Here is a 12,748-nt window from a genome sequence, read left to right on the forward strand (position 1 = left end):
CGTCGCGGCTCCCTTCACGCCGTCCGGAGCACGCAGTGGGTGCCCCCGTAGATGGCGGTCATGCACTTGTTGCAGTGGTTGCACAGCGACGCGGCGGCCGCGTCCTCCTGCATGCGGTTGACGAGATCCGGCTCGCGCAGCAGCGCCCGCGCGGCGGCGACGAACTGGAAGCCCTCGGCCATCGCCTCGTCGATGATCGCCCGGTTGGTGATGCCGCCGAGCAGCACCAGCGGCATCTTCAGCTGCGACCGGAACTGCTTGGCGTCCTCGAGCAGGTAGCCGTCGCGGTAGGGGTACTCGCGCAGGAAGTGCTTGCCCACCAGCTGGATCCCGAGCTTCGTGGGCTGCGGCATCACGGCGGCGAAGTCGCGCAGCGGCGCGTCGCCCTTGAACAGGTACATCGGGTTGAGCAGGGAGCTGCCGGCGGTGAGCTCGAGGGCGTCGAGGGAGCCGTCGGCCTCGAGCCACTTGGCCACCTGGATCGACTCGTCGAGCCAGAAGCCGCCGGGCACACCGTCGTCCATGTTGAGCTTGGCGAGGATCGCGATCCTGTCTCCCACGGCGTCGCGGACGGCGCGGGCGGCTTCCCGCGCGAAGCGCGCGCGGTTCTCGAGCGAGCCGCCGTACTCGTCCTTGCGCTTGTTGATCTTCGGGCTCAGGAACGAGCTGATCAGGTAGTTGTGCCCGAAGTGGATCTCGACCGCGTCGAACCCGGCCTCGACGGCGCGGCGCGCGGCCTCGGCGTGGCCCTCGGTGATGCGGGCGATGTCCGCCTTGGTCGCGGGCTTGCTGAAGTTCTGGGTCGTCATGCGGAAGGCGCGGCTCGGCCCGAGGGCGGGGGTGCCCAGGTACTTGGCGGCGGCGACCGGTCCGGCGTGCCCGATCTGCGCCGACACCGCGGCGCCCTCGGCGTGGATCGCGTCGGTGAGCCTGCGCATGCCGGGCCGGGTCTCGTCGGTCCACTGCAGCTGGCCGGGCGCGGTGCGGCCGTCCGGCGCGACGGCGCAGTACGCGACCGTCGTCATGCCGACGCCGCCGGCGGCGGGCCGGCGGTGGAACTCGATGAGCTCGTCGGTGACGAGCCCCTTCGGGGTGAGCCCCTCGAACGTGGCCGCCTTGATGACCCGGTTGCGCAGGGTCAGCGGACCGAGCTTCGCGGGGGCGAAGGGATCGATCCTCGTCGTCGGGTTGTCGAGAAATGTGGACATGCGGTTGCTCCTCCGGCAGCGATTCTGCGCCGAACGTAGCCCCGGCTGTCGGGTGGATCACGGGAAGTCCCGCTCAGTGGTAACCACTTCCGCGGCCGCGATCCGGCATGAGAAATTGCAGTGGCACGCCTCACACGCGGCCGCGGCCGGGGTGGGGTTCCAGGTCCATCGCAGCAGGTGACACGGTATTCACGTGACACGAAGGAAAGGTCCCCGCATGACTGCGTCCGCAGATCCCCGGCTGTACCTCGACGAGGTCGTCTCCCGCCTCACCGGCCCGGGTGGCCGGTTCGAGATCGTCGAGGAAGAGGTGCTCGGCGCCTCGATGCCGGTGATGAAGAACCGCGGCAAGGCCGTGGGCGACCTGCTCGCCGACTCCCTGCGCTGGGGCGACCGGGACTACCTCGTCACCGCCGACCGCCGGCTGTCGTTCACCGAGCACGCCGCCGCGGCGTACTCCCTCGCCCACGCGTTGCGCGAGCGGTACGGCGTGGAGAAGGGTGACCGGGTCGCGATCCTGGGAGCGAACACCCCCGAATGGGTGATCGCGTTCTGGGCGAGCCAGGTGCTCGGCGCCATCACCGTCGGCCTCAACGGATGGTGGGTGCCGCGGGAGATCGAGTACGGCCTGAAGCACAGCCGGCCGAAGATCCTCGTCGTCGACGCCAAGCGTGCCGCGGCCCTGGCCGACGTCGACACCGGTGGGATCACGGTCCTGACGATGGAGGAGGACCTGCCCCGGCTGATCGCGCAGTTCCCCGACGCCGTGCCGCCGCGCGTCGACATCGACGAGGACGACCCGTCCGTTATCCTGTACACCAGCGGCACCAGCGGCCGGCCCAAAGGCGCGCTGCACTCGCACCGCAACCTGCTCGCCGTCGTGGACTACCACCGGTTCAGCGACGCCCTGCTCGCCGCGTTCACCGGGCGGACCGCCGGCGACGACGTCCCCAGCGACCTGCGCTACCTGCTCACCTCGCCGCTGTTCCACATCGCGAGCCTGCACAACCTGGTCGTCCCGCGCCTGGCGACGGGCAGCGCCGTGATCATGCACCAGGGCTCGTTCGACGTCGACAAGGTGCTCGGCCTCATCGAGCGCGAACGCGTCACCAACTGGGGTGCGGTCCCCACCATGGCGTCGCGGCTGCTCGAGCACCACGACCTCGGCAAGTACGACCTGTCGTCGCTGACGGCGTTCGCGCTCGCGTCGGCGCCGTCGTCGATCGCGTTCAAGGACCGGCTGCGCGAGAAGGTGCCGTTCGCCCGCAACGCCCTCGTCGACAGCTACGGCCTCACCGAGTGCAGCACCGCCATCGCGGTGGCCAACTCCCAGGACCTCGAGGCGTTCCCCGGCACCCTGGGCCGGCCGATCATCACCGTGAGCCTCGAGATCCGCGACCCGTTCGGCGAATGGCTGCCGGACGGCGTGGAGGGCGAGGTGTGCGTGCGCAGCCCGTTCGTCATGCTCGGCTACTGGGAGGACGAGGAGGCCACGGCCGCGGCCATCACCCCGGACCGGTGGCTGCGCACCGGCGACTACGGCGTCATCGAGAACGGCCGGCTGCGACTGACGGGCCGTCGCTCCGACCTGATCCTGCGCGGCGGCGAGAACGTCTATCCCACCGAGATCGAGCAGACCCTCGACGAGCACCCGGCCGTGCGCGAGTGCGCCGTGATCGGCGTTCCGCACCCCGATCTCGGCCAGGAAGTCGCGGCGGTGGTCGTCGTCGCCGAGGGGGCTCACGTCACCGAGGAGGAACTGCGCGAGTTCGCGGCCGAGCGGCTGTCGTACTTCAAGGTGCCCACGCGCTGGCGGATCACCTCCGACCTGCTGCCCCGCAACGCGACGGGCAAGACGCTGCGCCGCGAGGTCGGCATCTAGCGGCCGTCGTCGAATGCTCCTGCGCGGCAAGGTGTTTCTTACGCGCGTCCGTACGTGCGCAAGAAACACCGCTGCGCGCAACCGCCAGGTCCGTCGCGGCGCGTCCGGCTACTGCGACCGGGACACGAACCCCGGATCCTCCACGGCCAGGCGCTGCCGCACCGGCTCGGGCATCGACGAGCACGAGTCGTCGCTCGGACGGTCGTCGGCGTGGTCGGCGGCCGAGTCGTCGATCCCGACCGACGCGACGAGGTTCTCCCAGCCGCCCCAGCCGGCGAACCGGGCGGGCAGGTCGACGTTCGCGGCGCCGTTGATGTGGAACGCCGCGCTCGGGTACTGCGCGTCGGCGGGAGTCGCGACACCGCCGCCGGGCAGGCGCACCACGTCCTCCGGGTTGGGCAGCATGCCGGCCAGCTGCATCGCGTGGTACTGGTACATCTCCCACGGCGGGGTGTCGAAGTAGTACCAGCTGGCCGCGCACACCCCGTACAGGTCCGGGCCGAACTGCGCGTAGTTCAGGTACAGCTCCATGATGCGGGCGTCCGGCAGGGTCGCACTCAGCAGCACCGAGGGCACCGTCTCGACGGCCTTGCGGACCGCGCTCTGGTCGGGGGTGAAGAACATGTTCTTCGCCAGCTGCTGCGGGATCGTCGAATACGTCTGTTGTTCCTCGCCCGTCAGATGGGCACGGGCGCGGTCGGCGAAGTCACCCCAGTGGAACGCCTGTGCCCGCAGGCCCATCTGGTCGTCCTCGTGCGCGATCACCGACGCGACGACGTACCGGCTGACATGGTCGAGCGAGACGTACTGGTAGGCGATCGGACCGTCGTCGATCCGCATGAACCGCGACGACGACGGCGTCCACACGCGCAGCGACGAGGCCGCGACGACGGTGACGAACGCGACCACCGTGAGCGCCGCGGCCGCGCGTTTCGCCCGGCGCAGCCAGGGATTCGGCGGCGGGACCGGGACGCGCGGCGGCGGTGCGGGGGCGGGACGACGCCAGTGCAGTCGGGAGCGCCGAAGCCTCTGCAGCAGGGACCCGGGGCCGGGCTCGGGGCGCGGCGGCTCACCGGACGGCGGCCAGGGCGTGGGTCCGGCGTCGCGCTGCGGTGCCGCCCAGCGCGGTGCCGACGAGCGCGGTGCCGCCCAGCGCGGTGCCGACGAGCGCGGTGCCGGGCCCGCGCACCGCGCGCACCGATCGTGGATCCGCTCCTCGAACGGGCCCATTACCCGGCCGCACCGCACGCACCTGCTCGGCCTCATCGCCGCCCACGCCTCCCGCCACTCACCGACTCGTGTCCGCTCCATCCTCGTCGGCGTCGGTCACGGTTCGGTCGCGGGGGGAGGTCGACGCTGTGGTCGCGCCCGGATTCGGGGCCCGCGTCCCGTCGAACAGGTGCGGTGGACGGAACCGGACACCGACACACGTCGCGACAGTTGTCGATGTCCGGGACCGTTGTCGGCGACGGGCTCAGTCCACCTGCGGCGCCCACTGGACACCGTTGATGTGGGCGCCGCCGTCGACGAACAGCGTGTTGCCCGTCACGTAGCGGGAGGCGTCGCCGGCGAGGAACACCGCGACGGACCCGATGTCCTCGACCGGATCGCCGATCCGGCCCATCGGGTTGGCCGCCGCCGACGCGGCCGCCATCTGCGGGTTGGCCTCGGCCACCCGCCGGAACGCCTCGCTCTGCGCGCCCGGGCAGATCACGTTGCAGCAGATCTGCTTCGGCGCCCATTCCCGCGCGGCGGTGCGGGTGAGGGTGCGCAGCGCCTCCTTGGCGGCGTTGTACTGCACGGAGTACATGTGCGCGTTGACGCCGTTGAGGGAGCACAGGTTGATCACCCGGCCGGTGCCGCGACGCTCGAGTTCGGGCAGGGCGCGCCGCATCGCCCAGAACGCGGCCATCACCGCCATGTCGAAGCCGCCGCGCAGCTGCTCGTCGGTCATGTTCTCGAACCGGGCGTAACCGGAGCTGCGCCACGCGTTGTTGACGAGGATGTCGAGGCGGCCGAACCGCTCGACCGCGGCGTCGACCATCGCGTGGACCTGGCCCTTGTCGGTGATGTCGGTGCGCTGGAAGTGGGCGCGCACGCCCCACTCGTCCCGCAGCCACCGGGCCGTGCCGGCGCCGGCCGTCTCGTCGATCTCGGCGACGACGACGTCCGCGCCCTCCCGCGCGAACGCCGCGGCGATGCCCCGGCCGATGCCCATACCGGCGCCGGTGACCAGCGCGACCCGGCCTTCGAGTGCTCCCATCGGTGTTCTCCTCCTAGCGGGGCCGCGGCACCGTCTTGTCGACGAACAGCCCCTCCACCGAGACACACAGCTGCCCGTCGGTCGTCGCGATGCTGCCGACGGTGCGGATCTTGCGGCCGTCGACGGAGACGAGCCGGCCGGTGACGACGAGCGGCTCGAACAGCGGCGTCGGCCGGTGGTAGTTCGTGACGAGGTTCGCCGTCATGCCGGACTTGCCGCCCCAGGCGTTGGCGACGCCGAGCACGTGGTCGAGGATCAGCGCGGACACGCCGCCGTGCACGCACCCGGGCGGGCCCTGATACGGCAGCGTGAGCGTGACGGTGCCCTGTACCGAGCCGTCCTCGAGGCCCTCGAGGACCAGGGGCGGCGCGATCGCGTTCTCGGGGCCGGTGACCGGGTCGTGCCGGGTGACACCCTCGCCGTTCCACATGTCGATCAGCCGCTCGGCGACGGCGGGTGCGTGCTCCTCGAGGTGGTCGGCGATGCTGTCGAGTTCCTCGGCGACGCGGTCGAGGTTGGCGTTGCCCCGGTCGGTGCGCAGCATGGCGTCGACCACGCGCCGCGCGGCGGCGGTGGCCCGGTCGACGGGTGCGTCCTGCGGCGCCGACGTCAGCACCGTGCGGTGCGCGTGGGTGGCGGCGGTGGGATGGGTGCCGGTCTTCACGAGCGGACCTCCATCGTGGCGTGGGTGAGGACGGGGGCGCCGTCGCGCTCCGGGCAGGTGGCGAGCAGCGTCAGCCGGTCGCCGTCGCGCCAGACGGCGGTCTCGAGGGTCTCGCCCGGGAACAGGGAGCCGGCGAACCGCACCGAGAAGTCCCGCACCGGGGTGGGATCGCCGTCGAGGATGCCGTCGACGACGGCCTTGCACACGATGCCGTACGACGCGAGGCCGTGCAGGATCGGCCGGTCGAAGCCGGCGGCCCGCGCGAACGCCGGATCGGCGTGCAGCGGGTTCATGTCGCCGCTGAGCCGGTACAGCAGCGCCTGCCGCGGGCTCGTCGGGGAGACGAGGACCGCGTCCGCCTCCCGATCCGGAATCGACTGGGCCGCTTCCGGTCCGGGCTCACCGCCGAAGCCGCCCTCGCCCCGGGCCCAGATCTGCATGCCGGTGGTCCACAGCGGGGCGCCCTCGGGGGTGGCGGCGGACTGCTCCAGCACGATGACCGCGGCCTTGCCCTTGTCCCACACGTGCGCCACCCGCGACGAGATGTGCGCCGTGCCGGAGGTGGGGATCGGTGCGTGCACCTGCAGCGACTGCCCACCGTGCAGGATCCGGCGCAGGTCGATGTCGATGCCGGGCAGGTTCATTCCGGCCGGCTTCAGCGCGCCGGCCGAGATCCCCTGACCGGCGACCATTGCGAAGGTCGGGAGCACGCGCAGGTTCTTCTCGTACACCCAGCTCAGCTCGGCCGGGTCGAGTCCGTCGCCCCCGGCGCCGAGACCGAGGTGGTAGAGCATGACGTCGCGGTCGGTCCAGATCGCTTCGCGTACCGCGGGTTCGGCGGACAGGGCGACGTTCGGGTCGATGGGCACGGTCAGTTCTCCTCTTCGTCCGCGGAACCGGTGCCTCGTTGCGTCGATGTCATCGCCGTGCTCACTTTCCGGGTTCGGGGTCGCGGGGCAGGCCGAGCAGCCGCTCGCCGATGATGTTGAGCTGAACGTTGGTGGTGCCGCCGGCGATCGACATGCACTGCGAGTTGAGGAACATCTGCGTCGCCGACCGGCGGTGCTGCCCGCCGAGCAGGGCGCGCGGCCCGGCCCAGTCCATCGCGACCTCCCACACCTGCTGGATGTGCTCGACGCCGAGCAGCTTCGCGACCGAGGACTCGGCTCCCGGCTGGGCCCCGGCGAGGGACCGCAGCGTGGTGCGCAGGCCCATCAGACCGCCGGTCTGGGCGTCGCACAGCACCTTTCCGAGCGTGGTGGCCTGCTCGTCGTCGAGGCCGCCGGGCAGTCCGGCCGCCAGCTCGAGGAGGGCCTCACCCCCGGAGCCGAGGGACGAGTCGTGCGAGAGGGAGACGCGTTCGTTGGCGAGGGTGGTGCGGGCGAGCTTCCAGCCGTCGCCGGGCTCGCCGACGAGGCAGTCGTCGGGAACGAACACGTTGTCGATGAAGATCTCGTTGAACAGGGCCTCGCCGGTGATCTCGCGCAGCGGGCGGATGTCGAGCCCCTCGCTGCTGCGCATGTCGACGAGGAAGTACGACAGGCCCTTGTGCTTGGGCACCGAGGCGTCTGTGCGGGCGAGGCAGATGCCCCAGTGGGCATCGCGCGCCATCGAGGTCCACACCTTCTGTCCCTGCAGCACCCATCCGCCGTCGACCTTGGTGGCCTTGGTGGTGAGCGACGCGAGGTCGGAGCCGGCGCCGGGCTCGGAGAACAGCTGGCACCAGACGATCTCGCCCCGCAGGGACGGCGGCACGAACCGTCGCTGCTGCTCGGGGCTGCCGTGCGCGATGAGGGTCGGCACCACCCAGTTGCCGATGATCATGTCGTGCGGCGTCAGGTTCGCCGCGCGCAGCTCCTCGGCGATCACCAGCTGGGTGACGGCGTCGGCGCCCTTGCCCCAGGGTGCGGGCAGATGCGGTGCGGTGTATCCCTTCTCCGCGAGATACCGCGTGCGTTCGCCGCCGCCGAGGTCGACGGCCGGGGCGAGTTCGTCACGCACCCCGGTGCGGATCTGCTCCGCCTCCGGCGGCAGGTCGATGCCGAGGACGCGGCGGGCGCCGCGGCGGGTGAGATCGGTGACGCGCCGGCGCCAGGACGCGGTGGAGCCCAGCAGGATTCGCAGCGACTGTGCGCGACGCAGATACAGGTGCGCGTCGTGCTCCCACGTGTAGCCGATGCCGCCGAGGATCTGGATGCAGTCCTTGGCCACGGCGAAGGCGGCCTCGGGGGCGGTGGCGCCGGCGACGGCGGCCGCGAGGGACGCCTCGTCGGCGTCGGCAGCGCCGGGCGTCAGCGCGCGGGCGGCGTCCCACGCGCACACGCGGGCCTGCTCCGCGAGCGTGAGCATGCGCGCCGCCCGGTGCTTGACGCCCTGGAACTGGCCGATCGGGCGGCCGAACTGGCGGCGCACGGCGGCGTAGTCGGCCGCGGTGCGCACGCACCAGTCCGCGATTCCGGACGCCTCGGCCGCGAACAGAGTGGCGGCGAGGTCGGTGACCCGCTGCGGCTCGATCCGCAGCACGTCCGCCGCGGCGAGCGCGAAACCGTCCACCACGATCTGCGAATTGCCGCGCACCACATCGTGGCTGGGCAGGTCCTCGAGCTCGAGTCCGTCCCGGCGCAGCAGCACCCAGGCCCGGTTGCCGGCGTCCTCGGCGGCGACGAGCAGCAGGTCGGCGGTGTGGCCGCCGAGCACGTACCCGGACCGGCCGGACAGCGTGGCGCCCGAGGCGCCGCGCTCCACCTGCAGCGTGCCCGGGTCGAGGGCGATGCCGGCGAGCGTGGATCCGTCCGCGAGGCCGGCGAGCTCGCCGGTCCGGCCGGCGTCGCGCAGCACGGCCGCGGTCAGCACGGTCGGCAGGAACGGGCCCGGCACCATCGACCGGCCGAGTTCCTCGGTGACGACGGCGAGTTCGACGAGGCCGCATCCGGCACCGCCGACCTCCTCGGGAAGGTGCAGGCCGAGCACCCCGAGCTCGGCGAGCGAGCCCCAGAACGCCGGGCGGGTGTCGGTCTTGGCCTCGACGGCCTCACGCAGCACCTCGGGGGTGACGTGCCGGGCGGCCCAGCTCCGCACCGAGTCGCGCAGGTCGCGATCCTCGTCTGTCAGTCCAATGGTCATGTCGGCCTCGTGGATTCGATGGTGTGGTCAGATGCGTTCGATGACGGTGGCGGTGGACAGTGCGCCGCCCGCGCACATGGTGACCAGTGCCGTGGACCGGTCGGATCGTTCGAGCTCGTGCAGTGCGGTGGTGAGGAGCCGGGCGCCGGTCGAGCCGACCGGGTGGCCGAGGGCGATGGCGCCGCCGTTGACGTTGACCTTGGACAGGTCGGCGCCGAGCACCTGCGCCCACGACAGCACGACCGACGCGAACGCCTCGTTGATCTCGACGAGATCGATGTCGCCCAGTGTCATGCCGGCCTTGGCCAGGACGTTCCGCGTGGCGTCGATCGGGCCGTCGAGGTGGTAGTAGGGGTCCGACCCGACCATTCCCGAGGCGACGATGCGTGCGCGGGGCCGCAGGCCCAGTTCCTGTGCGCGCTGCGCGCTGGTCAGCAGGACGGCGGCGGCGCCGTCGCTGATCTGCGACGCCGACCCGGCAGTGTGGATGCCGCCCTCCACGACGGGCTTCAGGGCGGCCAGCCCCTCGGCGGTGGTCTCGCGCAGGCCGCCGTCGCGGGTGACGACGGCGGTCTCCCCGGTGGGCACGCCGTCGGCGAGGACGGGCGCCTCGGTGGGCACGATCTCGCGGTCGAACCGGCCCTCGGCCCAGGCCCGGGCGGCGCGGCGCTGCGACTCGAGGCCGAAGGCGTCGGTGTCACCCCGCTTGATGCCGCGATGGGTGGCGATGCGCTCGGCCGACGTGAACTGGTCGCCCATGTCGATGGTCCAGTCGTCCGGATACGGGTTGCCGGTCTCCGGGGTGAGTGCCTGGCCGAGGAAGACACGGCTCATGGACTCGACACCGCAGCCGATGCCCGCGGAGATCTGCCCGGAGGCGATGAGGCCGGCGACGATGTGGACGGCCTGCTGGGAGGAGCCGCACGCGCAGTCGATCGATGTGGCGGCCGTGCCGTAGGGCAGGCCGGCGTGCAGCCACGCCTGCCGGGTGATGTTGTTGGACTGTTCCCCGGCCTGGGTGACACAGCCGCCGACGATCTGACCCACCTGGTCGGGGGCGAGGCCGGCGCGGTCGAGCACGGCGCGCTGTGCGGTGCCGAGCAGGGTGGCCGGGTGCAGACCGGCCAGGGCGCCCCGGCGGCGGCCGATGGGGGTGCGCGCCGCCTCGACGATGACTACCTCGGTCATGAACAAGCTCCTCGGAACGTGAGTGCTGGGCTGGAAGGCAATCGGACGCGCCGACGGACGAACCGGGAACGCGTTCATTTTTGTAATGTATTCTATTGACTACGCCGAGACAATGGCCTGTCGGCGGCGAGGCTGCTCTCGCAATGAACTACCAGTATGCATGCGCACGTCGCGCAGTCGACCGGCCCGCGCGACCATCGTCGATAGAAGAATTCATTTCAGTACTGGGCGGGCACGGCGCCCCGGCGGGGACCGGAGCGGACCGGCGTCAGGCGGACGGAGCGGGCCGCGCGTTCGACAGACCCGCGAGCAGCAGCTCGCAGGCCACGCGCAGGTCCGACTCCGCATCCGGCACCGAGATCCGGCCGTTGAGACTCGACTGGATGATCCCGAACCACGCCTGCTCGAGCACCCGCACGAGCGTCGCATCCCGCTCGGTGACGTACTCGAGCCCGGCCGCGCGGTAGAGGACCTCCCGGAACCGGCGGTCGATCTTGGCGACGTCGGGGATGGCCGTGGCCTTGGCGGTGCTCGTGGACTGGATCATCGCCGCCGCCAGCAACGGCCGTCGCCGCAGCGCCCGGGTGGCCCGCACGAGAGCCTCGTAGATGGCCTCCTGCGGCGTCGAATCCGGGTTCGGGCGCTGGGTCATCCGGTCGCTCATCTGCTCGATCTGGTCGACCATCACCGCCACGAACAGGTGCGTCTTGGACGGGAAGTAGCGGTACAGGGTGCCGATGGCGACGCCGGCCATCTTCGCGACCTCGTGCATCTGCACCCGCTCGAGTTCCTTCTCGGTCGCCAGGCGCGCCGCCGCGTCGAGGATGCGGCCGAACCGTGCGCGCTGCTCGGCGGACGTCGGCTCCGCGGCGTCCCGCGCTTCGGCAACTCTCGGCACCGTGGTTCCTCCGTCGTCTCGTACCTGCGGCTACGCCGTGCCGCCCAGCGTCCCTCATCCTGCATCGTGCCGGCAGAAATCTTCCGCTCAGTGGGACCTGCCCTGGACTGTGCCGCATCCCTGCGTCCGGGTTCGACGTCCACGCCCAGGCCAGATGGAGGATACCGAACCGGGCGATCCCATGTGGTTGCGCGGCACGGTGCTTACTTGCGTGTTCCGACGCGCGCAGGAAGCATCGACGCGCGCGGGAAGGACCGGCTCAGACGAGGTTGTCCTCCACCGGCAGCCCGAACACGCCCCGGCCGTACAGGGCGAGGGCACGTTCGGGATCGTTGGCGACGTGCACGCTGCCGGCATGCGCGTCGCGCCACGCCCGCTCGACGGGGTTGCCGCGGCCGAGCGAGTTGCCGCCCGCGGTCTTGAACAGCAGATCGATCGCCTCGACGGCGCGCTCGGTGCCGCGCACCTGATCGCGGCGCACCCGCAGCCGCATGCTCGTCGGCAGCGGCTCCCCGGCCACGGCCAGCTCGTACAACTCGCGGATGTTGCGGTCCGTCTGCAGGATCGCCGCGTCGATCTCGGACGCGGCGCGGGCGACGGCGACCTGCGCAAACTGGTCCTCGGCGAACCGGCCTCCACCCAGGCTCAGGCGCACCCGGTCGCGCATCGCGCTCAGGTACTGCTCGTAGCATCCGGCGACCGTCCCGATGACCGGCGCGGCAACGGCGGTGGTGAAGACCGCCGCGAACGGCAGCCTGAACAGCGGCCCCGGGTTGACCTTGTGCCCGGGGGCCCGCAGCTGCGCGAGCTCGTAGTTGCGCACCGTCCGGTGGTGCGGGACGAACGCCTTCTCCACGGTGATCTCGTTGCTCGCGGTGCCGCGCATGCCGACGACGTCCCACACGTCCTGGATCCGGTAGTCGGTGCGCGGCACGAGCACCGTCATGAAGTCCACCGGCCGGCCCTCGGCCCCGACGACGAGCGCCCCGAGCAGCGCCCAGGACGCGTGTTCGCAGCCGGAGGAGAACCGCCAGCTGCCCGACAGCTCGAAGCCGCCCTCGACCGGGACGAGCTCGCCGACCGGTGCGTACGACGACGACAGGAGCGTCGACTCGTCCTGTCCCCACACGTCGTCCTGTGCCCGCGCATCGAACAACGCCAGATGCCACGAGTGGACGCCGAGGATCGAGGCCACCCAGCCCGTCGAGCCGCAGGCACCCGAGATCGCCCGCACCACCTCGTAGAAGCGCACAGGGTTGCTCTCCAGACCGCCGTGCCGGGCGGGCTGCAGCATCCGGAACACTCCCGCGGCGGCCAGGTCCTGGACGGTCTGGTCGGGCACCCGGCGCGTTTCGTCGACGCTGCGGGCGCGCTCCGCGATGGACGGCAGCAGCTCGCGGACCTTCGTCAGCACGTCGTCGGACATCGGTGTGTCTCCTTCGCGACCCGAACGGGTCACCGTGGCAGGAACAGGCACCCCATCCTGCGGTGCCGTCCGGATGCACCGCCGCAGACGGTCCCG

Annotated in this window: 11 protein-coding genes; 1 reads left to right on the plus strand and 10 read right to left on the minus strand. The window is 71.6% G+C overall.

Annotation, left to right across the window (positions count from 1 at the left end; all coding sequences use genetic code 11):
* Positions 1-14: 14 nt before the first annotated feature.
* Positions 15-1,208, minus strand: coding sequence for an NADH:flavin oxidoreductase (locus ISO16_RS12025; protein WP_006935158.1), 1,194 nt, complete (start codon positions 1,206-1,208; stop codon positions 15-17).
* Positions 1,209-1,425: 217 nt separating this feature from the next.
* Between ISO16_RS12025 and ISO16_RS12030 the strand changes: the two genes are divergently transcribed.
* Positions 1,426-3,090: a class I adenylate-forming enzyme family protein gene (locus tag ISO16_RS12030; RefSeq protein ID WP_072636128.1), complete on the plus strand. Its 1,665-nt coding sequence runs from the start codon at positions 1,426-1,428 to the stop codon at positions 3,088-3,090.
* A 108-nt stretch (positions 3,091-3,198) separates the two neighbouring features.
* Here ISO16_RS12030 and ISO16_RS12035 read toward each other — a convergent pair whose 3' ends face one another.
* The 9 genes from ISO16_RS12035 to hsaA all read right to left on the minus strand — a co-directional run bounded on the left by ISO16_RS12035 (position 3,199) and on the right by hsaA (position 12,652).
* The gene (locus ISO16_RS12035; RefSeq protein WP_006935153.1) at positions 3,199-3,999 is read right to left on the minus strand and encodes a biosynthetic peptidoglycan transglycosylase; all 801 of its coding nucleotides are present in this window, start codon (positions 3,997-3,999) and stop codon (positions 3,199-3,201) included.
* A 160-nt stretch (positions 4,000-4,159) separates the two neighbouring features.
* On the minus strand, positions 4,160-4,288 hold the full coding sequence (locus tag ISO16_RS28930) for a hypothetical protein (protein WP_255326706.1): 129 nt from the start codon (positions 4,286-4,288) through the stop codon (positions 4,160-4,162).
* Between the two features lie 276 nt (positions 4,289-4,564).
* Positions 4,565-5,353 (minus strand): SDR family NAD(P)-dependent oxidoreductase, encoded by a 789-nt coding sequence (locus tag ISO16_RS12040; protein WP_072636130.1) that lies wholly within the window; start codon positions 5,351-5,353, stop codon positions 4,565-4,567.
* A gap of 13 nt (positions 5,354-5,366) precedes the next feature.
* The gene (locus ISO16_RS12045; protein ID WP_072636131.1) at positions 5,367-6,017 is read right to left on the minus strand and encodes a PaaI family thioesterase; all 651 of its coding nucleotides are present in this window, start codon (positions 6,015-6,017) and stop codon (positions 5,367-5,369) included.
* Positions 6,014-6,886, minus strand: coding sequence for a MaoC/PaaZ C-terminal domain-containing protein (locus tag ISO16_RS12050; protein WP_072636132.1), 873 nt, complete (start codon positions 6,884-6,886; stop codon positions 6,014-6,016). Before ISO16_RS12050 ends, ISO16_RS12045 begins: the two co-directional genes overlap by 4 nt.
* A 61-nt stretch (positions 6,887-6,947) precedes the next feature.
* The gene (locus ISO16_RS12055; protein ID WP_072636133.1) at positions 6,948-9,140 is read right to left on the minus strand and encodes an acyl-CoA dehydrogenase; all 2,193 of its coding nucleotides are present in this window, start codon (positions 9,138-9,140) and stop codon (positions 6,948-6,950) included.
* 27 nt (positions 9,141-9,167) lie between these two features.
* Positions 9,168-10,328 (minus strand): steroid 3-ketoacyl-CoA thiolase, encoded by a 1,161-nt coding sequence (locus tag ISO16_RS12060; RefSeq protein ID WP_072636134.1) that lies wholly within the window; start codon positions 10,326-10,328, stop codon positions 9,168-9,170.
* Between the two features lie 268 nt (positions 10,329-10,596).
* Positions 10,597-11,226: a TetR family transcriptional regulator gene (locus tag ISO16_RS12065; protein ID WP_006935134.1), complete on the minus strand. Its 630-nt coding sequence runs from the start codon at positions 11,224-11,226 to the stop codon at positions 10,597-10,599.
* A gap of 259 nt (positions 11,227-11,485) precedes the next feature.
* Positions 11,486-12,652: a 3-hydroxy-9,10-secoandrosta-1,3,5(10)-triene-9,17-dione monooxygenase oxygenase subunit gene (hsaA, locus tag ISO16_RS12070; RefSeq protein ID WP_006935131.1), complete on the minus strand. Its 1,167-nt coding sequence runs from the start codon at positions 12,650-12,652 to the stop codon at positions 11,486-11,488.
* Positions 12,653-12,748: the final 96 nt, after the last annotated feature.

This window comes from Rhodococcus sp. M8 (assembly GCF_015654185.1).
Classification (GTDB): domain Bacteria; phylum Actinomycetota; class Actinomycetes; order Mycobacteriales; family Mycobacteriaceae; genus Rhodococcus; species Rhodococcus aetherivorans.

Coding starts and splice junctions, on each gene's coding strand:
- ISO16_RS12030 (WP_072636128.1), top strand. CDS start 1,426: ATGACTGCGTCCGCAGATCCCCGGCTGTACCTCGACGAGGTCGTCTCC.
- ISO16_RS12060 (WP_072636134.1), bottom strand. CDS start 10,328: ATGACCGAGGTAGTCATCGTCGAGGCGGCGCGCACCCCCATCGGCCGC.
- ISO16_RS12040 (WP_072636130.1), bottom strand. CDS start 5,353: ATGGGAGCACTCGAAGGCCGGGTCGCGCTGGTCACCGGCGCCGGTATG.
- hsaA (WP_006935131.1), bottom strand. CDS start 12,652: ATGTCCGACGACGTGCTGACGAAGGTCCGCGAGCTGCTGCCGTCCATC.
- ISO16_RS12025 (WP_006935158.1), bottom strand. CDS start 1,208: ATGTCCACATTTCTCGACAACCCGACGACGAGGATCGATCCCTTCGCC.
- ISO16_RS12055 (WP_072636133.1), bottom strand. CDS start 9,140: ATGACCATTGGACTGACAGACGAGGATCGCGACCTGCGCGACTCGGTG.